Genomic DNA, 22,134 nt, shown 5'->3' with positions numbered 1-22,134 from the left:
AAAGTGGATGGTGGGGAGGAGTCTCTCACAGAGTATGCAACTAGCGTTAGAAGTGCGCTAGCATGGACCGAACACACCCGCCAAAATTCGCTTGGACTCCACAGACGGTATTTCGAATCCTCATGACTCGAATCGGTCGGTTGCTGTAGGGTCTTATTCGGTCATCTTAGCGGAGCGGCAGGTGTTGATTTGCCAATCACGGTATTACTGGGTCCCGTCATACATCATCCTCCCAGTTGAATGACGGTGTCTCCTCGTACACGTCTTCTCTGAGGTGTTCAAACAGTTTCGCGTATGTTAGTCCGAGGGCCCTTGCCACGGCCCATGGTCTGTGGTCATGTGCGAGGAGGTACAGGCCTATTGCTCCGAGACCACGACTTGCAACACGTACCGGAATTTGCGGTCGATCCTGACCACGGACCCAGTACATTGCGGCGTTTTCGACGTCGTCACGATATCGGAGCGGACCGACGAGCTCCTCTATTTGTGCCCAATCTGACGCACGGCTGGTCGCTCGGTCTAGCTTCCCGCAGAACGAAAGTACACCGTCAAAAACACTGAGGTCGTCAGGAGTCAGTTCGACTGAGTCTCCTGAGGAGGCATCTATTGTCGCCACTGAGTCTCGCTTGAGGTCTGGGCATTGTTCCGTCGTTGCCGGCCATTTCATTCCTCTCGGGGGCTTCTTTGTCGGTACGTAGTACACGCTGGTGGAACCGGCGAGCACAGCGCCATACGTGGCAGTAACGATAATATTCATGTTATTCACCCCCGAGATTGTCAACGTCAACGGCGAGCACAAGTGAAACCGCGATTATCGTCAGCGTCGGGGCGTCTGTGACGACACTTGCGACTTCGAGGCCGATCAGACACAACGCGATTGCGCAGCCAATCTTGAACCGCTGAATAATAACACGACCAAGTAACACCGGGCCACAGACAACGGTAGCAGCCACCACCGAGAGTCCGGCAAGGGCGGCAACCACTGACCGTAGTATAAGCACTCGCTCAGTAATGACGACTGTCCGTACCCAGTCGACGACTCCATCGCCCGGGAGGAGAAGTGTTACTTCACCGCTCGCAACACTCACGGCCACGTCGAGAAGTAGTAGACAAATTAGCACGCAGCCGATCGTCAGTAATGAGGGAACCCACTGCGGCGTCGAACTGTTAACGATTTCAAAAGCGATCACGAATAACACAAGCATTGTGAGGACAGCGAACCCGTCAACCCAGAGTACAGCACGAGAAGCCGTCGCTATCGTTGCGGTAAGGGCTGCTGCGGGGAGCTGAACGACCCCAATTAGACCTACGATCTGTAGCCCCCGTTTCCTGTCCGTGGTGAGTTCTGTAAGGACAATGGCGACTGCCGCTGGCCCGCCGAAGACGACTACCCCAAGTGCAACTGAGCTCGGAAGTGAACTCAGCGCTCCCGTGGCAACCATGGACGGGTAAATTCCGGCAAACGGTAGCAGCATCACTAACGCGAGTGCTCGGGCACCGCTACCTGCCAACAACTGCCTGACTGTGTTGAGACCGTTGTGGGTCGCCAAGAGGGCTGACAGACGGCTCACTGTCGCCCCCCTGTCGAAGCAGTGACCAGGAACCGGCCCTGAAAAGACGAATACACTAGGGAGTACGCAGTTGCCGTTACGGCGGCGGTTGGAGACGATTCCACGCCGGTAGGCATGGTGGAATGCACCATTGAGATATGCCGACCGACGGCAACTCCGGGGGCGTACAGCCAAGATGTGGCTCTTGTAACAAGTAGTAGTGCTGGAAGATTATTTAGTCTTCTGCCGGAGAATTTGTTGAGCGTCAACTGCTTTGTTGAAGCCGATAATGGGGTCGGGGGAAGAATGCCACAACCGGTTCACGCGGCGCTTCCCTGGACAGTCTGGTCAAAAACCAGATTCGAAGTTTCTCTGATCCTCCCCCACTGAGGTCAGGATGGCGCGAAGAGCTCACTTCGATATAGAACGAACCATCTCAACTTATATTAAGATACAGTTCGAACGGTGGGGTATGACCGAAGACGAATCGAACGCTAATGGCCTGATGGAACGCCAGACCACGGGTGAAGATCGTGTGCGGATGATCGTCAGGCAGCTGTCGGAGCCGCGGACGGCCAACTGGGTCGCTTCTGAAGCGGACTGGTCACACGAGCCAACCAAACGCGTCCTCGAACGCCTCGTCGACGATGGCATCCTCCACCGTGACGAAAGCGGCACTCACACGACATACTATCCTGATTATCGTCGCCAAGCGATGCAGGAGGCGATGCGGCTTCGAGACAGCGGGCACACTGTCGAAAAACTCACGGACCGTCTCGCCGAGATGAAGACGCAGATCCGCGACTGGGAGGCCGAATTCGGCGTTGAGTCACCGAACCAGCTTCGCGGAACGATCGCTGACGAGTCCCTTGACGCTAACGAGGAAGGCCGTCGCCGCGAGATCGCCCGTGAGTGGGAGCAGCTTCAGCGGCGTATTCAGATTGTTGGCTTCGCCATCCGCGAATGGGACTTCCTCGCTCCAACGACAGAGCCTGCCGAGGCCAACAGCTAACGGATGTCTGTCCCGCATCCCGGTGGTGATCCGAACGCGAACCTCTATGCCCAGCTAAAACGGGATGTCCTCGACCGTGTGCCACAGATTTCGACGGTTGAGTTCGTTCCGGATGATATCGAAGCCAAGCAGCTGCGAGCAATTTTCGATCCGGCTCGTCTTGATCCCCCGACAGGTCCTGAGTCACCAGTACTAACTGTCAAGTGGTATCGACAGGACCCAGACGACTGGTTCCGTATCAACTACACCGACCGTGAACTACCGCGCCCTACTCTCTCGTTGAGGCGGGTTCCTTGAGGACGCGGCTTCCTGCTTCCACGACGCGACTTGCATCAACGACAGCAGCCAGACAGCTGCCGTCAGTTGACGTAGCGGTCGCAGTCTCCGCAGGCGTTGATTCGGAGTGAACCACTCCTAGTTCTTCTACTCCACGGTGGAGGATATTCGCCGCAGCATTCAGGTCTCGATCAGTCGAAAACCCACACGTCGGACACGAGTGTTCGCGCACCCACAACGGTTTCTCCGTCGAGACACCACACGACGCGCACTCCTTCGTCGTGCCTGCCGGCTCGACAGTAATCACATGGCATCCATTCTTTCGGCCATGGTGCTCAAAAATTCTGATGAGGTCACGCCAGCCAACCTCCTGCGTGTTTCGGGCGTTCCCATCCCCTTCCAACACCGACTTCACATTCAAGTCTTCAAGGAACACGGCATCGTATGACGTCGTGTAGAAGTGCGCGAGTTTATGTTTAAAATCGCGCTTCTTGTTCGACATACGCTGGTGGACCTCTGCGAGCCGTCGTCGCTGTTCCGACCAGTTGTTCGACCCGTGTTGTTTGCGTGAGAGCGACCGTTGCGCTCGTTCGAGCCGTTCTCTATCCTCACTCAAATCAAGACGGCCGATTTCACGGCCGTCGGAATCGTGGATGAACGTCGTAATTCCAAGGTCGATCCCGACACAATCGCTCACGTCGATTTCATCAACAGCGGGCTTCTCTGGTGAGTCCGTTTTGATGGTAAACGACACGTGCCATGCGCTGGTCGTATCCTGCTTAACCGTGAGTTGCTGAATCGAATCATGCTCAGGAAAGTCACGATGAAGACGGATTGGGACGGTGATGTTGTCACCAGCAATTTTCTTCAGCGTGAGTGTTCCACGTCCGGATGGGCCGCTCTTCTTGTCGAGCTCAAAGCCCTTCTTATTGTACGTGAAACTGCGGAATTCCCGCGGTGCCTTCCACTTGAGCTCCCCAGCACCGGAGCCTTGTTTCTGTAGTTCTTGGAGGCTTTTGACGTTGTCACGAATACGCATCACTGCGTTTTGTAACACCGTCGAATACACGTCGTTCAACTCACTCCACCAACTCTTCATCGACGGGAGTTCATCCCGGATAGATCGGACACGCTGGCGTAGCGTCCCAGCATCCCTTGGGACCTCTTTGTACTTGCCGAGTGCGTCGTTGTAGACTTGCCGCACGACATCGACAGTCCACTCTAGTTGCTCCCGTTGCTGTGTGTTGGGAAACAACCGATAACGTGGACTGTACTTCATGCGACTGTGTCGGAAATAACACCATTGACCAACTTAAACGTCGGTAAATCGATTCATTGCCGCACGATATACAGCATGTGGTTCTGTATCTCCGCCCTACTCACTCACACCGTTCGTTCCTTGAGGACGGAGGCTTAGAGTCATCCTTGCTAACACGGACTTTCACGCCGGCTGGCACCAAGATGAGGATCATTCCGACCTTGGACAGGCGCATTTTCAGTACTCAACCGACGAGACGGAGGACCGCCGGGGGATTACATTCGAGCACGAAACTCCCTCTCTGATCCTCTGGGAAATCGTCGAAGAACTTCTCGAAGACATCCGTCCCACATATCAGTAGACGGCTGAATGCTGAAACCGCTATTCGTTGAGTGGTCGAAAACTCAGATTGCGGAGCGTGGCTTGGGGGTCGGCGTGCCCTACGAAATGACGTGGTCGTGTTACCGGAACGATGAACCGGTCTGTGGGACGTATGATGCCTGTCCGTTCCGTCTTGCGGTGTTCCGGAACGCGGATCATGCGACCCGATAGCGTACGCTGAGCGGCCGGAGTTCTCGTAACATCTTCACCCCTGCTGACTGGGTTAGAACTTGTCCTGTAACTTGTCCATCTTACATTGGACACAGAGGTCATCGAAAAAGCAGGAGATGTTATCGTACGGGCAGTCGCGGTCCTCGACGTTAACCGATTGGCGACGTTTTTCGTTTTTCCAATTCGACTCCCAGACATCGATATCCATCTCAGCTGAGGTGAAGACTACCTCCTGCTCTCGGTCAATAATTTTCGCGGTGGTGACCTCGTGTTGATGTTCTTTGACAAGTGCTATCGCCTTCGTGTAGGATGAACACGGGATTACTCGTGTATCAGCATGGTCATCAAGGAGTTTCACTCTGATCCGCCCGTCATACTCCTCGGTCGGCTCTAGGTGATTTGTCATGGCACGTGAGTTCTCAAACCCCACGCAAAAGCATTCATGTCTGGGTGTTTGGGCCCGTTACCGTACAGGGGTCTCGTGTGTTTCCTTGCGCTCAGACTGACCAGCAACTGTTTGCCTGTCGTCCTACGTACATTCTGACGAGCGAGAGTTCAAAAAGAGGGGACGACGAGGGTTTTTAAGCATGTGAATCAGAGTCATAGACATGCGACGCCCGAGAAAACTCATGCATCTGTATTCTGACGATGCTTAGGAATCTCTGGCAAGCTCACCCGATACCCAAAATCCTGGTATCATAGTCCTTTGCTGACGCGGGGCCAGCGCGTCATCGGACGTCGCGTGCTTGCGGTGCGGAAAGCGATTAGCACGCGATACCAATGACACAACAACATACGTCAACCGACGACAGTGGTGACCAGAGCGATGAATATAGCGGCCGCTTCGAAACAATTGAAGCCAAAGCCAGAGAGGCGCTCAGACACGATGACCCAACAACGAATTGTGCCATCTCGGTTCGTGCTCACAACCATGATTATGATTCAGATCGGAAGGTAACTAATCACCTCATCAAAACTGGTGAGGGGTGGATTGCGGTTCGGACGTGGTCTGAAGCTGGTGGCGAAGCTGGGCTCACAGTCACAGATTACGGCGAAACCCTTGAGATGGAGATCTTGGAACTGTCCGGGGACTATGTTGCTGAACGGATCACTCATAAAGCACTTGACGCGATCGACTGCCATGAAACGGTCGGGCGACCTGTGAAACCGTTCACTACCCTGGTTCAGTATAACTCGGAGGTCGCGGACAACCTCATAACAGCGTGGGAAACCGCAGCGGACCACGTCGTCAGGGAACGACTTTACGAAGGGCTTGCTGGGTGGACCGGACGCACTGCGTGGACCGTATATGGGGAGGAAGAGATCTATCTTCAGGCAGAACAGGTAGCGACGCAGTTCATCGACGAGCACGTCCACAACGAGGTAAATGAAGACGTGGAGACAGCAATTCGGGACATCTGTAGGGAAGCATTGTACGACGAGGTCGCCACACACCGCGACCGTCAAACCGCGTGTATGGAATACGGTGCGGAGGTGACACTCACAGAGTAACCTCCTAGACGATTCGATTTGACAGCACCTGAACTTCTGGTCCGACGCTGCGTGTCAGTATCACGCTGGTCGATCTAGTGGGCACAATTGAAATCCGGCTCTTCAAATAGAGTCTCTCATCTGAAACGGCCAATCGCTGAGGTGTGCGAATGTTCCGCTGATAAACCGAACAGATTGGATTGGTGCTTTTGTGTGAGATACAGAATGTGAATCGGTCAAGAGAAGCCAATCCCACTCAGAGAGTCAGGTCGTAAACAGCAGTAGCCAGATTGACTGGGCAACTAGCGGCTACGACTCGGACGTCGCTCCGACTCCGTCAGCGATCGCTTGGAGATCAGCCTTCCGGAAGGTGGAGTCGTCGGCCGCCTCCCTCGACTCTGCGATACCGATGTGCGCCCGGATGAGCTGGCGCATCTGTGGTGTTGATGACCGCCCACCCTCGTCGACACCAACTCCGAGTGCCTCACAAATCGCTTGGAGTTCCTCCTTCGTGAACGACGCCTTGATTTCCCGTTCGAAGCGGCCAGTCGCCACTCGAATCGTATTTTGAAGTTCTTGGACGGTCGGACTCATGAATCTCTACTCTCCGCATATCCCCCTCAAAGTTCCTACTCAGTTGCGGTGAGACGTTTCTAATGGTTCGGACTTACTCGTCACTACTGAACAGAATCCGACACACAGTCAGACCATAGTACACCCAACTAAGAATCAGTGCTCAGCGACGAAGAAAATGCGATATGGTCGTGCTCTCAGTCGGACGTCCATCCCATGAATCAGAATTCGGGAGTTTCAGGCCCTCTATAGTCGTAAATCAGGGTATTCCGGGTCAAGGGTTTATACGTGATTGGGTAATTTCAGGAGGTGCGATGTAATGGGCCACCAACGACACAATAGGCGACAAGAACAGTTAGCCGATCAACTCACAGAATAATCACAATGACAGCGAACCACGAAATCGAAACAATAGTACAGGCCTTAGACGATAATCGCATCCCCCTTGTCAAGGTGGAACGCAAACCTCACATCTTCCGGACTTATGAATTAACTGACGATATCGTTCAAGAGAGAATAGATGGGTTTGCGTCATTTGATTCACTCATCATCTTACAGGAAGATATTACTAAACTCGCTGATTTTCTCGACGAACCATCTGATTTACCGTCTGGTATGACGGTTTTTGCAAGGCCTTGTCGCGGAGATCTCATCTGGGGAACTACATTTAATCACCGTGAACACATGACTGAAGATGAGTACAGAGACTGGGTAGAAGATGGTCATGGGATAACATCTGAAAGACGTCCGCCAGTGGAACACCCGAACGTAGAATTAATCCTTGACCTTTCGAGAGAACCCGATCAACTCTTCGATCGGTAATAAGATCGATTTATCTTTTAGCTCTGCTGAGATTCGGTCTTCGGATACACTCTTTGGGAAAGTCGAAGAGAAAGCCTCGCGCTTCAGCGCGTGGAGGAGGTTAATTCTCAGAATTCTCTCGATAGAGATACTGCACCGACCGCATCGTGCCACGATCCGATGCCTGCTGTAGATTTAACAGAGCAGAATGCTGGGTCACATGACCCGATTGCGTATACTGAGCGGCCGGAGTTCTCGTGACACGTCTGTTCACCCAGCGTCAAACAGAGTAGTCCAATCTGTCGAAATTAAGATTCGTCGCTGATGTCACCGGTAAACTCAGCCTCGCCGTTGAGCCGCCCCGCAACCCCGTTCATGGCATAGATGAGTGTCGCTGCGACGTCGAACGCGCCAGTTCGTGACAGCCCGGACAGTGGTTTTGTGACGAATTCCTCGCCCTCTGCGTTCACCCCAGTGATTGGAGTTACGGAATACTGCCCGTCGCCCATCGTCCCGTCAAGACGGACGAAAATTGTCTGATCGTCATCGAGAATCCACTCGATGTAGTATTCATCGTGAATCTCTTCACTCCACCCTGAAGGGTAGTAGTCGAGGTCCTCAGTTTCACTTTCGGGCATAAGGTGTACCTGATCATCGTGTGTAGTAGCGATTAAAAATGTGTGTTCCACTCTTCGCTTGAATTCTCTCTGAAGACTATATCTCAGGAACCGATCGAGTGCGCAACTCTAGTAGTGGTTCCCGTACTCCGCCAGTTCAGATATACTCCGCCGTTCACAGCAAGTAGGTCATATCGAAATCAGGTGGCTGGTCCGGTGTGTTGTGCGACACGCTGAAGATATTCCTCTACGAATACGAGCGTATGCCGAAGGTCAGCGTCGAGATTCCACAGGAATTGCTTGATGACCTCGACGAACACGTCGGTGACGACGGAAAATTCGTCAATCGAAGCGATGCAGTTCGAGCATCAATTCGCAAAACGCTCGACATGCTCGATGAGATCGATAGACGACACGGACGGGCTGAGACGGACGAACCTGACTCTCACTAGTTGTACCCATTAGGACAGCCGGAGAACAACAGACTGTGTCTTAGCTGATGGCTGATAGCATCTGCTCGAACAAATTTTGGCAGTCCCTGCGAGAACGACTCAGCGTGCGCCCAGACAGTCCCGCGAGCGATGCTCCGCTAAGAAGGACAGATACGGCAGAGACAGGGAGAAAGCATGCTACCAGTTGCTAGTTCGCGGTCGACGCCGGCCAGTCAGGAGTGATGTCGACCAACTCGGCACTCATCTGCCAGAGGCGTCGTCGAACCGCTTGGTTCGTCGCCTCGGGCGCGGGGTCTTCGGGACCATCGTTGCCGACGTATTGGCCACTTACGGTGCCATACCGAGGGTCTACGAGAAGTGTTTGGAGGCGTTCGGCGGCCGCCTGCTTTGAGGTGCCGACACCCGGAACCAGCCCAGCGATCCGAACCAGGAGCCGCGTTCGGAGCGATGCCTCACGGAACAGGCCCGTCGACGGAATGAATCCCGGATGGACGCAGTTGACCGTGACTGCGGCGTCGTCCGGGAGCCGGTCAGCAAGTTCGACCGTGAACGCGATGTTCGCCAGCTTCGAGCGGGCATACGCGTCGAGTGAGTCGTACCCATCCGTCAGTTGTAGGTCGTCGAAATCGAGTGTCGCCCGTCGATGAATGTCTGAGGCGGTAATGACAACACGCGGATTGGGTGCGTCACGGAGATGCTCGAGCAATTCATATGTCAGGAGGTAGGGAGCCAAGTGGTTCACCGCGAGCGTGAGTTCGATTCCGTCCGGACTCTCACGCCGTGACCCGGCCGAGAGTCCGGCGTTGTGAGCGAGTACGTCGATACGCTCGTACTCCTGTTTCACGGTTGCTGCGAGGGATCGGACGGTGGATTGAGACGCGAGATCGGCCTGATGGAACGTGATCGTTCCGGCAAGGTCACCGGACTGTTCTACGAGAGTGGCTCCCTTCGACTCGCCGCGGCCGACGACTGCGACAGTCGCCCCTCGGTCTGCGAGGTCAACCGCTGCCACCCGTCCGAACCCGCTCGTTCCGCCGGTGAGAAGGATCGTGCGGTCGGAGAGCTCATCGGTCATGACCCGTTTCGACGCCGACGGTCAAAAAGCGCGAGGAGCACGTACACAGCGCCGATCACGCGGACACCGTCGGTGAGGTGTTCGTTCCACTCCACTGACTCAGGGTCTTCGTACACGAGCGGCCCGGCGATTTGCTCGTACACTCGCGGGATGAAAAGCAAGACGGCACCAAAGATTCCGGTGACATTCATCAGCCACGCGTAGGGGCGGCCGCCACGGAGCGCGGCGAACGTAATGACGACTCCTTCCGCCCGAATCAGGGGACCAAACCACGAGTGGACGGTGTTTTCGTCAGGGTTCTCGACCGCAATCGCCTCGAATACGTCCACGATCCGATCCGGAACGAGCGTCGTGAGAATGCCGAGCGCACCGAGAAACTGCCGTAGCATACGTAGTCTTTCGATCTGACGTAGCTTAAGAGTCGGTGCCAGCAGAATGGACTCCCCACTCAACGTGAACGGACCCGTAATCTCTGAGAGTCGCACAACTCAACGAGGGTTCCGATAGCCGTGCGAGATCCAACGTGCGTGTCAGCATGGTTAGTCGGCTGTCCGGAGAATCTAATAGCGAGTAGGGACGATTTCGATCATCTCACTCATGGACGGGCAGCCACGTTTCCGTGAAGTACAACGGTTTCGCCAGCCGTGGCTCTGGGTGCTTCTCGGAGGTGTCTCTCTGCTCATGATCGCCTTCGGGCCCATCTCATGGGGAGGGCTCGTCGTTGTCGGCGCAGTCGCTCTGCTCCTCTACAGCCTTCGTCTTGAGACCGAAGTGAGAGCCGACGGGATCTATCTCAAAATGTGGCCTCTTCACCGATCAGTCCGTCGAGTTCCGTGGTCAGAGATTGAGCGATACGAGTCCACACAGTACAGCCCCCTTCAGGAGTTCGGTGGCTGGGGGATCCGCTGGACTCCCGGAAAGGTTGCATACAACGTTAGTGGCGACCGAGGGGTTCGGATCGAACGAACAACTGGGCGGGTAGTGCTCGTTGGATCACAACGTCCCGAGGAACTCGTCAGGGCCATTGACGAGGCAGTACAGTGACCCACCTCTGTGCGCGCTCTTTCCCGCACACCTCAATGTACAGTTCAGAGCAACGTTCTCACATCACTCACCGTCACTCCCTTTCGACGACCTCTACCGCAACTTCATTTCGTCGCAGAAACGGCGGTGTCCGCGGGTCGTTATACCGAAGGAGATAGGGATCGCCCTTCGGTTCGATGTCTTCATCTTCAAGCGTAGCAAGCAGTTTCTCTGTCCGTCGTTCGACCCGCCACTCCGGGGCATACCACGAAAATTGATCCACAGCGACTGTCTTCTGTGGTTCGGTGACGAGTGTAACATCTGGGTCCGTCGGTTCCGGTGCCGTTTCAGGCGTATACTCGGAGGGTAGATAGAACGCCATCCGGATTGTCTCAGTGTCAGTCCCGGTCGCCTCTGATCGAACAGGCGCAGTCATCGCAATTGAGTCTCCTGATTGGGTTTCGACAGGGGCCGTCATCGAGATCGACTCGTCACCACGGTTGGCTCCCGAAATGTACTCGAAGAGGCGTTGAAATGCAATCCGTTGGCTCGGTGCCGCCGTTTCAACAAGAATCGTTTGTGGATAACGCCGAATCTCGGCCCCGTTTACCGTTCGTAGCTGCTCATATGGGACTGATTCTGTATTCTTAGTCGAATAAATTCCCCACCCAACCCAGCCAGCAAGCACCACACTACCACCAACAAGTATCGTTTTTGTAATCGATCTCATATATCCTACTTGTCGCCCAGAGTGATTAACAAACTGCTCTGACAAACGTTGAGCCCTTTTCGCCGTCCTACAGAGATACCGATCTATGAGTGATGGCGGAGTATTGCTGTGATCGCTGCGGGGTCCTGTGTTGGGTCAATCCACTCATCAGTATCAGCGGCTTCAACTGTTCGTCGATGGTCACTCAGACGCCGTGATCAATGTACTCGGCTTCCCATTCAGCCCGGGCCTCGATCTCCCTAGTTCCTCGGCGGGTAGTCGTGTACTCGTTGGTCCGTCGATCGCGCTGACTTTTTTCGACAAGTCCCTTCTCAACGAGCGTGTCGAGATTCGGATAGAGACGTCCGTGGTGGATCTCCTTCTCATAGTAGTCTTCGAGATCGTCTTTGATAGCGAGTCCGTGAGGGTCATCGAGGCCAGCAATTACGTACAGCAGATCCCGCTGAAAGCCTGTGAGGTCATACATATCATAAAATACGTATTCGAGTTTTGAAATACTATTGGTTGAATTCTCTTGGATTTCAACAGAGCCTTGTATATGTAACCGGCCCAACTACTGATTATCTGGTCTGAAGATATGTATCCAACTCTTGCCGCACCTCATCGACGGTCGCGTCAGTTGCTTCTGCGGGTTGTTTCGTGATCATCCAATCCGTGAGCGTGAGAACCGACCACGGAGACACGTAGGACGTTCGGGGGAGCTGTCCCCGTTCGAGCCTGTTGACGGTGAGTTCAACGGCCTCAGTTCGAGCTGTCGTCGTGATCACTGCCGCAACATACTCTTGGCCGTAGAAAGAGACCTGATCGTTCGAGAGGATCAGGTACGGGAGCTTTGGGCCGTTTCCGAACGGGTCCTCTGCGATAACGATAGCGCCTTGCGAAACCCCATTCTGCTACTGGTCCTCGTCGTTCAGGTCGGGTAGCTCCTCATCCCACCCATCATTCTCAGCGTACCAATCACCACTGTACGTGGAGGCTGTCGTCTCGACCCCAAGGAAAGAAGCCGTTGCTGCTGCGATGCGACCGTCTTCTGCGGCTGCCCAATACGGTTCTTTGTGACGGACCAGCCCCGCGGCTTCGAGTCGGTTGAGCGTCGGCCCAATACTCCCACGCGGTACCCCTGTCTCCTCTGCCAATTCCGCTGGTGTGTATCCAACGCCCGGTGACTGTAACAAACACTCCATCAATTTCCTTGTGTTGGTCCCCTCTGACAGGTCAACACGTGGATTTCCGGGTTCATGTGTTTCGAAATCGACCGGCATATACGAGTGTTGTACGTCTATTGTATTAGGTGTTGGAAGCGGAACGGGAATCTATCGGGATGTGATATAGTTCATCTGTACTGAGCAATCGGTGTGTCCTCCGTACAGACCACCAAATTAGCCAGAATGTACAGTAGAGCAGTTATGGTCCACGGGTGTGGTAGGAGACAATCATAGTGACCAGAACTTACTACTGTGTTTCAAACAATCAGAAATTCATGCCCTCCCGACAGTGGTCGCTTCCGATTCAGATGCTCCTAACCATCGTTGGAATGGCGGTTGTCACGATCGCGTTTCTCTGCGGGGTCTGGGCCGTCCTCTACGGTATCCTTTCGTCTCTTGAGGTCTCTACAGCGGCATCGTTTGCGGGAGGACTCACTACGTTGACCGTGGTGACGATCGGCTATCTCGAATACAAACAGGTCGACACGATCGAACGGATCGCTGACGCCACCCACGTCGATGAGGAAGACGAGCCCGAGCTGTACGAGTTGGTGACCCGGGTCGCGGCGCAACTCGACGTCCCCGTGCCGACGATTGCGCTTTCGGACCGACAGACACCCGAAGCACTCGCTGTCGGATTCCGCCCGGAAAATGTCCATCTCGTCCTCTCCCGTGGGACGCTCGACACGATCGACGGACGTGCCGAACTCGAAGCAGTCATCGCTCACGAACTCGCACACGTGAAAAACCGAGATGCGATGGTGATGACGGCCCTATCACTCCCCGTCATCCTCGCTCGCGGACTTGGGACGCGACTTGCGGACATCGAAAATCCGGGGGGCGCTGCGATCGTCATTGTCCCACTTGGACTCATCTCGACGCTCATCTGGGGAACGGGAAAAGCGATGACTGCCCGGCTCTCGAGGGCACGAGAACAGGCCGCAGATCGAGCTGCCGTTGCGGTCACTGGGTCACCGTCGGTCCTTGCGACTGCGCTCACGAAGCTCGACCGGAACATTTCGGACACGCCAAATCAGGACTTACGTGAGGCATCGGGAATTTCGTCGCTCTCGATCCTTCCGCTCGAACCCGAAGAGTTGGAGAAGGTAATGCTGGGTCCGGAAGGAGAGAGGGAGCCGTCGTACTGGTGGCTTCGGCAACGCCTATACCGATTCGAACGTTGGTTGTTCCGAACGCATCCGCCGACAGAGGAGCGGATCGAACAACTCGCAGCATATGAGCGACAGCAGGACTGACGTTGATCCGCGCAGCGATAGATACACGGCCTTCAGAAAGCCCAACGGCACCGCAACGCACCACGTCCGGAACTCTCAGCCACGGTCATCGACGCGCTCACAATTGGCGAGTCTCTACCGAGAAGTAAATCCCGTTCAGAATGAGCCTGACTCTCCTCGTTCAATGCCACAGACTTTCCGTGCGGCACTACTCGAAATCGTATGACGATAGCTACTGGCGATTCTGTGACGCTTGAGTACACGGGCCGACTTGACGACGATACGGTCTTCGATACCTCCCGGAAGTCTGTCGCCGAGGAGACGGGCCTTGCTGAGACCCAGCCCGACCGAGAGTACACACCGTTGACGGTCGAAATTGGTGCTGAGCAGGTCATCGAGGGGATGGAAGAGGGCTTGATCGGCTTAGAAGCTGGGGAGACAGAAACGTTGACCATCCCGCCGGAGAAAGCCTACGGCGAACCGAGCGACGAGAACATTCAGGAGTTCGAAACTGCGGAGCTCCAAGAGATGCTTGGCGGCCAGACGCCGGAGGAGGGCTCGTATCTCGAAGCGCAGAATGGGAGCCAGGGAGAGGTTATTCACGTCGACGAGGATGTCGTTCGGGTGGATTTCAACCCTCGTCTCGCCGGTGAAACGCTCACGTTTGACGTCGAAATTATCGACGTCAGCTGAGACCGAACGGTGCCGGTGTCAGCGATCGGTGGTTTCGGCAGGAACGGGACTCAATTCCCCGTAACTTACCGGCGTGGCTCCCAATTGAAACTATAGCTTGAGTATGGACAACGGAGACTCTCTCCAATCAGTGCCAGATTCCCTCCACAGGAATCAATTCATTCAGTGTGCTGCTTGCGAATCTGCCCTTCAATCACCAGGAAGGGAAAGTGTCTCGTTCCTCCTGCTCGACCAATTAACGATTCCTCTCGTTGGATGTGACAACCACCTCGAAGAATTCTGTTCTCTCTGTGGGCTGGCAACCGAGGATCGCGCCCAACTTCTCAATCACCGCCCGGCCGGCGGGGTTAATTGTCCAAGTTGTCGTCACGCACCGCACAAGCCACAACAACCGGTCATCCCAGTTGGGAACGGTGGGCTGGCGGTACTCGCATGCTCAACCCACCAGTCCGACATCTTCTCTCGGTTCCATACAGGCCTACAGGTACGACAGCATCTCACTTCCTCACTTGACGCGGCCTCTTCTGACCCATGACGAGTATTAAAATAAACCGGTTCTGTTGAAAGTCTAGAATTCAGACACATTCTCTCCCGAAATAGCCGATTGATAAGCGCCACGAAGAAATGTTTCTTGAGAATGGCTGGCGCTGCTACGCGCTAAGTTGTGAATCAATCGTTGTAGTATGGACGAAAGATGTACATCTTTCGTCGTTTCCATGCCGCCCTCGTCTTGCGGTTCCTGCAACTCTACCGAGCCTCGTATGAAAGCTCTCAACGAGAGAATCGCCTGACTGCGTCGATGATACATCGGGCAAGAATTCACAACGAAGATCAACAAATATATTTCTCGAAATGTTCTAATGATCGCCCGACTGCGTGGGAGTGGGTTAGAAAGACATTTGGATAATAATAGCGTTTAGTGTGTGTTCACATTATAATCGCTAAAAGAACACGCTAAGTTCGGATTTTTATCGGGCCCAAAAGATATGGTCAAGCGGCGAGGAATTTTCGTTATGCGTTGGACAGAAAACAAGTTGCGCACAAAGTTTCCGGCGAAGGTCCGAGAGGAGCGGCGTGCCGAGGGTCTCGATCCTGATGTGCGTCCCACTCATGAGTGGATTCGGGAGCACGGCTACAGTGGAATCGAGGGGTTCGCCCGCCGGAACGACATGTCGGTCACGGAAGTGTTGGAAGACATCTGTGGGTTCAATCCCCGACCGAAGAAAGCGCTAAAAATTAACCACGCCGAGACTCGTCACCTCGTTAATGAGTGGCTCGAAGTCGAACAGAACACATTCCACCGATGGGGTGACAGCCGCGTCCAAGACGCCCGGACACACTTCCGGACACTGGCGAGGGTCGCCTACGAGGAGTTGGGCAGTACGAACCTCCTGCGTCTGGTCCGCTCGGACCCACCCACGAATATTGATCTCATTATGCGGCTGTTCATGGGTCTCGCCTCTGAGATGGAGACTCAGGGCTCAGAGTCAAACTACACTCGAAGCCTAGAGCGCTGGGCCGACTACCTCGCTCTCCGCGAGGAGATAGAGGACCACAAGATCGGTGAGGTGCGTGAGATGATGGGCTACACGTACGAACGCCGGTCGCCTGAACACGACCTCGAACCGAAGCAGATCCGGATGTGTTGGCGAGAGGCTGAGACACTTGAAGAGAAGGCATTACTCATCATCCTCATCGCGGCGGGGACACGCCGCGCCGAGCCCACAAACATCAAGATATCACAGCTTCGCCTCGACCGCAACGACCCGTACATTGTCTTCGACGACGACCGAAAGACCGGCGCGGCGACCGTCCCAATCATGGCGGGTGTGGAAGTCATCGAAGCGTGGTTAGAGCGCCTCGAAGAGTTGGACCACTGGGAGGGAAGATGGCTGTTCCCGAGCAAGAAATCACGTGACGGGTCGCGGCCGCCGGGGTGGGTGAACAACACCATCGAGGAGATCGTGAATCGAGCTGGTGTTTCCTTCCCCGACGGCGAGGTACCGACACCGAAGTCCTTCAGATCATTTTGGTACAATCACTACATCAGCGCCCGGCAAGAGTGGCTCGCCCAAGTAGAGATGCTTGCCGATGAGCAAGGCGTCGCATCATCGGAGATCATCGATCTTCATTATCTGACCGCAAAGGGTGAGCGTGACCACTTCCGGAAGTTCGCACAGTCGTACTTCGCTGCCGTGTTCGGGGAGGACCTGGTACACGGTATTGAGGGTGTCATTGAGGCCCGAGAAAAGGAACGCGACGAATTCGTACAGAGAGGCATTGACGACTACATGGATGATGTCCGAGAGGAGCTGAAGGAAGCCAGTAGTGACGAGGACGAGTCGTCACACGAGTCGCTGGCGACAGTAGATCCAATCAGTGCGTGGGCTCAGACTCGACTCCGCGTCGAGCACACTGCTGCTGCAGCGTCGGACACTATGAAACATTACCCACCATCACCGAAGCGCACTGTAGCTATTGTAGCAGGCCTCACTATGTGGGCTGTGGTTACTGGGACGTTCTGGGGGATTACGGGTATGTTCGCTATCGACCCAATATCCGGGTCTATCACTGCCATGCCAGGTACAGTTATCGGTCTTGCAGTCGGATTCCTCCTCGTCGTCACCGATCTTCCCGAGTTCGACGCCGTCGAATCGGAGTCACCACGCCTGTAGCATCGATCAGTCGCACTCTTAACCTATACTCTCACCGAGTGGTGCCAAATGTTGGTTAATCGGCTTTGAGTCAAAATAAGAAACCTAGAGACAGCAACTGCCGACCAGGAGAACTGGGAGGATACGACACCAACTGATGCCGGAGAAACGCTCTTTGGAATGACTACAAAGGAAGACGAACACACCACGCTCTAAGGATTTTGATAGAGCCAACCGTTCTCATCCGCTTCCGAGGATTACAATGGAACTGCCCGGGTGAACTCGAACTTAGGAGACAGCAGATGCCGCTGAGTATGGTAGTGTGGGGTAACTCACTTTGGTCCATACTTATGAAGATGACCTAGCCCTGCTCGGGGATCATCTTCGACATATATTCGCTCAGTTATTTTCACCGAAGAGTGACCCATTGCTTTGGACACCTCCCAGAGTCCCGCATCGGTTTCGTTTATCATGAAGGTCCCAAATCCATGTCTAATGTTGTGTGCGCTGATTAGCCATCTGTTCGGAATCGGATTTCCATCTTCATCAACAGAAGCATTAGCGTCTGCATAGAGTTTCCGGTTAATTCCTGCATCATCAGCAGCTTCGATGGCAATTTCGTTGATACGATCTCCCGACAGTGGCGCTCCCCGCTCACCAACGAACAGTCGAGTGTGCTCAGCAGTCGCTGCTTTTTCAGCTCGGTACCCATGGTCTAACCATTCTCTCAGCAGGCCGTCTAGTGATTGTTGATATGCTACTACTCTCTCCTTGCCGTTCTTTGCAACCGATTCTCGAATAGTTATCTCCCGTTCATCCCGATCAACGTCATCAAGCGTCAGCCCTGATACCTCCCCTCTTCGTAGGCCTGTCTGCCACAGTAGCCTAATGACGAGTTGATCCCGAACGCGATTCCGTCCTACGTTCTCTTCCATTACTCGTATCTCTCCTTGCGAGACAGCGTACTGTTCTCCGTCTTTCAACTGAGTCGACTGCTCGGACCGCTTCGTAAATCCAAATTTTTCGTCTTTGTCCTTGTTCCACTTCTCAAACGGGTTTGACTCCGCAAGCTCCATTCTGACTAGCCAGTCGTGGAACGCATTGATTCGATCCCATCGATACAAATCGGTCGTCCCGTTGAACTCCTTCGACAATACCTGTCCAACCTGGTTGGCTTGATCAGGCGTCAGGTCAGTTGGTGAATCTACTTCCGCATCGTCCAACCAGTGATCGTACCATCGGAGGTCCTGTTTGTATCTATTAGTACTTCCTGTACTACGTAGATCTGGGTTGTCGTCATCAGTCCCAGTGTCTAACTGTCCGCTGTACCGCTTAATTTCAGATCGGCAGTCTTCAATCGGCTTGTATCGTGGTGGCACAGTCAGTCACCAGATTCCTTGTAGTAACGACGAACGGTACTGTGACCCTGCTCTTGTGTCTTTTGCGGTCGGCTTGACGAACTGTTTTGACCGGCAATCGAATCGACTTGCCTTGATGTATTGGTCTGGCCAACGTCGTCATGGACAGGAACATGCGGCTTTGACTCTCCTGCCGTGTCTTGGATGTAATTCACCTCCGGGTAGTACTCTAACATTCGAGCGCAGGCGCGGCGTACATCCGCGAGTTTCTCGTCGTAATATTCTGCCCAAACCTCTGGCGTCGAGATGCCCTGAGCGAGAGCTAAGTCGCTCGGTGCATCGAACTCTTCGATCTTATCGAAATCTGGCAGTCCATCAGCTTTCGAGTGTGTTGGCAGTGATGAGTAAAGGTCCTGTGCCAGAAGGTCGATTTTATCATCGTTCGTGACGCTTGAATCGATCGATAGGACATGATCTTCAACCGTTTCGAGTCGTTCTGAAATGGGTGTTACTGCTGAATCCACGGCATCAATGATCTCCTCAGGATCGATGGATACATCTTCGTTAGCAGTTGCCATATGCCGATGTGCGGCGACACGGAAGAATCGGCTTATACTGTCGAACTCGTCTTCCTCACGCAAGAAGTCCTCAAATTTTTCACGCTCTGCTGGTGTGAGTCGGACGCCGACGATCTCGCTTCTGTCTGTCATTATACGATAGTCTATGGGGGGGATTTGTGTTAAACGTGGGTATTACAACAGAACCTAGAACCGCGTCATCTGATCGGGATCTCCCGCGGGTAACGGCCGTTTTCACACGGGATCGCGGCGCGCGCGGTCCTCGATTTCTCTCGGAGCCGGTAGCGACCGGTCTCTCGCTTCAGTCGGTTCGAGCGCCGACCGCGCCGCCGCCTCGCCCGAACACGTTCGGCCAAATTTCGCGGCCGTGGGAACGCGCGAAACGCCGTTCCGGGGACCGTCCGTACGGGGGGTATGGTCGAGAAGACGGACCGAGACGGGAACACGAACGGGCCGCGGTCGGCCGACGGTCGCCGGTTCGAGGTGTTCGTCCGCGAGGCGGAGTCGGACCCGCTCCGCCACGTCGGCACGGTCGCCGCGCCGACGCCGGACGCCGCCCACGAGGAGGCGAGCAAGCTCTTCGCGTGGTACGCCCGCGACGTGTGGGTGTGCCCGGCCGCGGAGGTGTCTAGGTTCTCCGCGGAGTCGCTCGCGGACGACGACGTGGAGAGGGACGCGGACGCCGAGAAAGACGCGGACGCCGACGAGCCGCGCGTCTACGACGAGACTGAGGGGACGCCGACCGCCTCCTGCGGCGGCGCGCCCCCGGCGGACGCGGCCGACGCCGACGACGCGGGGGGGCGGCGATGATCTCCGTCAGCAAGCTGCTCTGCGGGCTCGACGCCGAGAGCGACGGGCTCCGCTACGACGCGGCCGACGGCTCGAAGAAGCCGCAGATCACGGAGGACAAGCAGCAGCGCCCGGTCGTCGTCTGGAACACCACGAAGCGGTGTAACCTCTACTGCGAGCACTGCTACGCCGGCGCGGACACGGAGGGCGCGCCGAACGAGCTCTCCACCGCGGAGGGGAAGGCGCTCATCGACGACCTCGCCGAGTTCGGCGCGCCGGTCATCCTCTTATCCGGCGGCGAGCCCCTCGTCCGAGAGGACCTCACGGAGCTCGTCGCGTACGCCGCCGACAGCGGGATCCGGCCGGTGCTCTCGACGAACGGGACCCTCCTCACCCGGGAGCGCGCCCGCGAACTGAAGGACGCCGGCCTCAAGTACGCCGGCGTCTCCGTCGACGGGCTCCCCGAGCGCAACGATCGGATCCGGGGCGAGGAGGGCGCGTTCGACGCCGCCGTCCGCGGGATCGAGGCGTGTCTCGACGTCGGGCTCAAGACCGGGCTGCGGTACACGATCACCGAGCACAACGTCGACGACCTCGCGGGCGTCGTCGACCTGCTCGCCGACGTCGGCGTCGACCGCTTCTGCTTCTATCACCTCGACTACGGCGGCCGCGGCGCGGACATCTCGAACGTCGACCTCTCGCCGGAGGCGACCCGGCGGGCCGTCACCGACCTCTGTGACCTCACCCGCGAGTACCACGACCGCGGCGAGGAGATCGAGACGCTCCTCGTCGGCAACTACGCCGACGCGGGCCACCTCGTCGAGTACGCCGACCGCGAGATGGGGGCGGACCGCGCGCAGCTCATCTACCGGTACCTCGAACGCAACGGCGGCGACCCCACCGGCGAGCGCGTCGCCGACGTCGACCCCGTCGGGAACGTCCACCTCACGCAGTTCTGGCAGGGGTACTCGCCCGGGAACGTCCGCGACCGCTCGTTCGGCGCGATCTGGTCCGACGAGTCGAACCCGCTCCTCGCCGGACTCCGCGAGCGGGAGGAGCGCCTCTCCGGGCGGTGCGCCGACTGCGCGTACCAGTCGATCTGTCGGGGCGGCTCGCGGCTCCGCGCGCTCTCGGCGCACGGCGACCCGTTCGCGCCCGACCCGAAGTGCTACCTCACCGAGTCGGAGCGCGCCGGCGAGGAGGCGCTCGCGCGGATCGACGCCGCCGACCGCCCGGCGCCCGCCGACGACTGAGCGGGCTCGTCGCCGGCGCTCACCCCCGTCCGTCTTCCGAGACGCCTCCCGTCCCGTACTTCGCCGAGAAGCGCTCCGCGGGCACCTCGCCGCGGGCGACGCGGACGGCGTCGCGAACGAGTTCGACGGTGGCGTCGTCGCGGAGCGGCTCGGCGACCGCGTGGTCGTCGTCGCTCACGGCCGAACGGAGGCGGTCGCGCTCCGTCGGCCTCCCGCTTCACGTGTGGACGGCTTCAAGCGGTCTCACGGCTCCGCCCCGTCGAAGACGTCGGTCACCAGCTTCGCCTGCGCCGTGCGGAGCCGCTGGGAGAGCGCCGACTTGCTGATGCCGAGCTCCTCGGCCAGCTCGCTCAGGCGCACGTCGCGGTCGTCGTCGAAGTAGCCGCGGACCACCGCAAGCTCGAGCCCACGGCGCTGTTTCGGCGTCAGCGCGGAGAGGTCGAAGGTGACCTGCTCCGTCGCGTCCGGCCCCTCCACCACCGCGAGCCGGACGAGCCGCACCCGGTCGACGACCGCGCGGAGCTCCTCGACCAGCCGACGGACGGCGTCGCGGTCGTCGACGTACGCGGTCACGAGTATCGTCCCGTCCTCGACGCGCCGGAAGTGCGGCGCGTATCCGAGCCGCCCGAACGCGTGACAGAGGCACTCCTCGTCGACCTCGCCGGTCCCGCGGCGAACGTCGCCGCTCGGCGTCGTCACGTCGGCGACGCACTCGTCGCCGACGGCGTTGACCGTGACCTCGGCGGCCGAATCGGCCTCGGAGACGATCGGGCAGCCGCCGTCGCCGACCGGGTCGACGTCGAGGTCGACCCGCAGGCGACGGTCCCCGTCGGCACCGGCGACGTCTGACATGTCAGTCCGTACGTGTGGCGCGGTTTTTACTCTTCGGCGGATTCCCGCGGTCCGGCGCGACATCGCGGGGGGATAAGAAATCGGTCGGGTCGCGTCCGCGGAGCGAT

The 22,134-nt window shown here is 56.5% G+C and carries 25 protein-coding genes and 3 pseudogenes; 13 read left to right on the top strand and 15 right to left on the bottom strand.

Going from position 1 to position 22,134, the window contains the following annotated elements:
- Nucleotides 1–217: 217 nt before the first annotated feature.
- Together C464_RS18400 and C464_RS05225 are read right to left on the bottom strand one after the other, a co-directional pair.
- Nucleotides 218–757, bottom strand: a complete 540-nt coding sequence (locus tag C464_RS18400; RefSeq protein WP_152420887.1) for a hypothetical protein — start codon at nt 755–757, stop codon at nt 218–220.
- Between the two features lies 1 nt (nt 758).
- Nucleotides 759–1,442, bottom strand: a complete 684-nt coding sequence (locus tag C464_RS05225; protein WP_239640194.1) for a DUF5794 domain-containing protein — start codon at nt 1,440–1,442, stop codon at nt 759–761.
- 580 nt (nt 1,443–2,022) lie between these two features.
- Here C464_RS05225 and C464_RS05220 point away from each other — a divergent pair.
- Nucleotides 2,023–2,562 (top strand): DUF7342 family protein, encoded by a 540-nt coding sequence (locus C464_RS05220; protein WP_006112563.1) that lies wholly within the window; start codon nt 2,023–2,025, stop codon nt 2,560–2,562.
- 3 nt (nt 2,563–2,565) lie between these two features.
- Nucleotides 2,566–2,814: pseudogene (locus C464_RS19565) on the top strand (hypothetical protein); the annotation flags it as partial.
- 16 nt (nt 2,815–2,830) lie between these two features.
- Here the strand turns inward: C464_RS19565 and C464_RS17335 are convergent.
- Nucleotides 2,831–4,117 (bottom strand): RNA-guided endonuclease InsQ/TnpB family protein, encoded by a 1,287-nt coding sequence (locus C464_RS17335; protein ID WP_006112562.1) that lies wholly within the window; start codon nt 4,115–4,117, stop codon nt 2,831–2,833.
- 151 nt (nt 4,118–4,268) lie between these two features.
- Between C464_RS17335 and C464_RS19920 the strand changes: the two are divergent.
- Both C464_RS19920 and C464_RS17325 read left to right on the top strand, forming a co-directional pair.
- A pseudogene (locus C464_RS19920) lies at nt 4,269–4,457 on the top strand (hypothetical protein); the annotation flags it as partial.
- A gap of 11 nt (nt 4,458–4,468) precedes the next feature.
- A pseudogene (locus tag C464_RS17325) lies at nt 4,469–4,677 on the top strand (7-cyano-7-deazaguanine synthase); the annotation flags it as partial.
- A 23-nt stretch (nt 4,678–4,700) separates the two neighbouring features.
- Here the strand turns inward: C464_RS17325 and C464_RS05215 are convergent.
- Nucleotides 4,701–5,054: a hypothetical protein gene (locus C464_RS05215; protein ID WP_006112561.1), complete on the bottom strand. Its 354-nt coding sequence runs from the start codon at nt 5,052–5,054 to the stop codon at nt 4,701–4,703.
- A 374-nt stretch (nt 5,055–5,428) separates the two neighbouring features.
- Between C464_RS05215 and C464_RS18395 the strand changes: the two genes are divergently transcribed.
- Complete coding sequence (locus tag C464_RS18395) at nt 5,429–6,160, top strand: hypothetical protein (RefSeq protein WP_152420886.1); 732 nt, start codon at nt 5,429–5,431, stop codon at nt 6,158–6,160.
- A gap of 288 nt (nt 6,161–6,448) precedes the next feature.
- Here C464_RS18395 and C464_RS05205 read toward each other — a convergent pair whose 3' ends face one another.
- Nucleotides 6,449–6,733 (bottom strand): hypothetical protein, encoded by a 285-nt coding sequence (locus C464_RS05205; protein WP_049910862.1) that lies wholly within the window; start codon nt 6,731–6,733, stop codon nt 6,449–6,451.
- 363 nt (nt 6,734–7,096) lie between these two features.
- On the opposite strand from C464_RS05205, the gene C464_RS18390 reads away from it, so the two are divergent.
- Nucleotides 7,097–7,534 (top strand): hypothetical protein, encoded by a 438-nt coding sequence (locus C464_RS18390; protein WP_152420885.1) that lies wholly within the window; start codon nt 7,097–7,099, stop codon nt 7,532–7,534.
- 287 nt (nt 7,535–7,821) lie between these two features.
- Here C464_RS18390 and C464_RS05200 read toward each other — a convergent pair whose 3' ends face one another.
- Nucleotides 7,822–8,151 carry a hypothetical protein gene (locus C464_RS05200; RefSeq protein ID WP_006112558.1) on the bottom strand — a complete coding sequence of 110 codons (330 nt, stop codon included), beginning with the start codon at nt 8,149–8,151 and terminating at the stop codon, nt 7,822–7,824.
- A 242-nt stretch (nt 8,152–8,393) separates the two neighbouring features.
- Between C464_RS05200 and C464_RS05195 the strand changes: the two genes are divergently transcribed.
- Nucleotides 8,394–8,582: a ribbon-helix-helix domain-containing protein gene (locus tag C464_RS05195; protein ID WP_006112556.1), complete on the top strand. Its 189-nt coding sequence runs from the start codon at nt 8,394–8,396 to the stop codon at nt 8,580–8,582.
- Between the two features lie 187 nt (nt 8,583–8,769).
- On the opposite strand, the gene C464_RS05190 is transcribed toward C464_RS05195, so the two are convergent.
- The gene (locus tag C464_RS05190) at nt 8,770–9,657 is read right to left on the bottom strand and encodes an SDR family NAD(P)-dependent oxidoreductase (protein WP_006112555.1); all 888 of its coding nucleotides are present in this window, start codon (nt 9,655–9,657) and stop codon (nt 8,770–8,772) included.
- Complete coding sequence (locus C464_RS05185; protein WP_006112554.1) at nt 9,654–10,046, bottom strand: hypothetical protein; 393 nt, start codon at nt 10,044–10,046, stop codon at nt 9,654–9,656. Before C464_RS05185 ends, C464_RS05190 begins: the two co-directional genes overlap by 4 nt.
- 292 nt (nt 10,047–10,338) lie before the next feature.
- On the opposite strand from C464_RS05185, the gene C464_RS17320 reads away from it, so the two are divergent.
- Nucleotides 10,339–10,701 carry a DUF6141 family protein gene (locus C464_RS17320; RefSeq protein ID WP_239640193.1) on the top strand — a complete coding sequence of 121 codons (363 nt, stop codon included), beginning with the start codon at nt 10,339–10,341 and terminating at the stop codon, nt 10,699–10,701.
- 73 nt (nt 10,702–10,774) lie between these two features.
- Here the strand turns inward: C464_RS17320 and C464_RS17315 are convergent, their stop codons facing one another.
- The 3 genes from C464_RS17315 to C464_RS17300 form a co-directional block, all read right to left on the bottom strand.
- Complete coding sequence (locus C464_RS17315) at nt 10,775–11,410, bottom strand: SOUL family heme-binding protein (protein WP_193366010.1); 636 nt, start codon at nt 11,408–11,410, stop codon at nt 10,775–10,777.
- A gap of 184 nt (nt 11,411–11,594) precedes the next feature.
- Entirely contained in the window at nt 11,595–11,876 is a 282-nt protein-coding gene (locus tag C464_RS17310) for a helix-turn-helix transcriptional regulator (RefSeq protein WP_006112551.1), read from the bottom strand.
- Nucleotides 11,877–12,303: 427 nt separating this feature from the next.
- On the bottom strand, nt 12,304–12,672 hold the full coding sequence (locus C464_RS17300; protein ID WP_006112550.1) for a MarR family transcriptional regulator: 369 nt from the start codon (nt 12,670–12,672) through the stop codon (nt 12,304–12,306).
- Nucleotides 12,673–12,890: 218 nt separating this feature from the next.
- On the opposite strand from C464_RS17300, the gene C464_RS05175 reads away from it, so the two are divergent.
- The 3 genes from C464_RS05175 (at nt 12,891) to C464_RS05165 (ending at nt 17,218) form a co-directional block, all read left to right on the top strand.
- Nucleotides 12,891–13,871 (top strand): M48 family metalloprotease, encoded by a 981-nt coding sequence (locus C464_RS05175; RefSeq protein ID WP_049910859.1) that lies wholly within the window; start codon nt 12,891–12,893, stop codon nt 13,869–13,871.
- Between the two features lie 225 nt (nt 13,872–14,096).
- Entirely contained in the window at nt 14,097–14,543 is a 447-nt protein-coding gene (locus C464_RS05170; RefSeq protein WP_049910910.1) for an FKBP-type peptidyl-prolyl cis-trans isomerase, read from the top strand.
- 1,013 nt (nt 14,544–15,556) lie between these two features.
- Nucleotides 15,557–17,218 (top strand): tyrosine-type recombinase/integrase, encoded by a 1,662-nt coding sequence (locus C464_RS05165; RefSeq protein ID WP_006112544.1) that lies wholly within the window; start codon nt 15,557–15,559, stop codon nt 17,216–17,218.
- Nucleotides 17,219–17,529: 311 nt separating this feature from the next.
- On the opposite strand, the gene C464_RS17290 is transcribed toward C464_RS05165, so the two are convergent.
- Together C464_RS17290 and C464_RS18385 are read right to left on the bottom strand one after the other, a co-directional pair.
- Nucleotides 17,530–18,420: a tyrosine-type recombinase/integrase gene (locus tag C464_RS17290; protein WP_239640192.1), complete on the bottom strand. Its 891-nt coding sequence runs from the start codon at nt 18,418–18,420 to the stop codon at nt 17,530–17,532.
- 158 nt (nt 18,421–18,578) lie between these two features.
- Nucleotides 18,579–19,265 carry a hypothetical protein gene (locus C464_RS18385; RefSeq protein ID WP_152420884.1) on the bottom strand — a complete coding sequence of 229 codons (687 nt, stop codon included), beginning with the start codon at nt 19,263–19,265 and terminating at the stop codon, nt 18,579–18,581.
- A gap of 282 nt (nt 19,266–19,547) precedes the next feature.
- On the opposite strand from C464_RS18385, the gene C464_RS05155 reads away from it, so the two are divergent.
- Complete coding sequence (locus C464_RS05155; protein WP_006112542.1) at nt 19,548–19,943, top strand: Htur_1727 family rSAM-partnered candidate RiPP; 396 nt, start codon at nt 19,548–19,550, stop codon at nt 19,941–19,943.
- Nucleotides 19,940–21,175, top strand: a complete 1,236-nt coding sequence (locus C464_RS05150) for a TIGR04347 family pseudo-SAM/SPASM protein (protein ID WP_006112541.1) — start codon at nt 19,940–19,942, stop codon at nt 21,173–21,175. Before C464_RS05155 ends, C464_RS05150 begins: the two co-directional genes overlap by 4 nt.
- A gap of 19 nt (nt 21,176–21,194) precedes the next feature.
- Here C464_RS05150 and C464_RS18890 read toward each other — a convergent pair whose 3' ends face one another.
- Both C464_RS18890 and C464_RS05145 read right to left on the bottom strand, forming a co-directional pair.
- A complete protein-coding gene (locus C464_RS18890) occupies nt 21,195–21,353 on the bottom strand; it encodes a hypothetical protein (protein WP_161781661.1) in 159 nt (52 codons plus the stop codon).
- A gap of 65 nt (nt 21,354–21,418) precedes the next feature.
- The gene (locus C464_RS05145) at nt 21,419–22,090 is read right to left on the bottom strand and encodes a helix-turn-helix domain-containing protein (RefSeq protein ID WP_449404380.1); all 672 of its coding nucleotides are present in this window, start codon (nt 22,088–22,090) and stop codon (nt 21,419–21,421) included.
- Nucleotides 22,091–22,134 lie beyond the last annotated feature (44 nt).

The organism is Halorubrum coriense DSM 10284 (genome assembly GCF_000337035.1).
GTDB lineage: Archaea > Halobacteriota > Halobacteria > Halobacteriales > Haloferacaceae > Halorubrum > Halorubrum coriense.
This window is presented reverse-complemented; position numbering and strand designations above follow the sequence as displayed.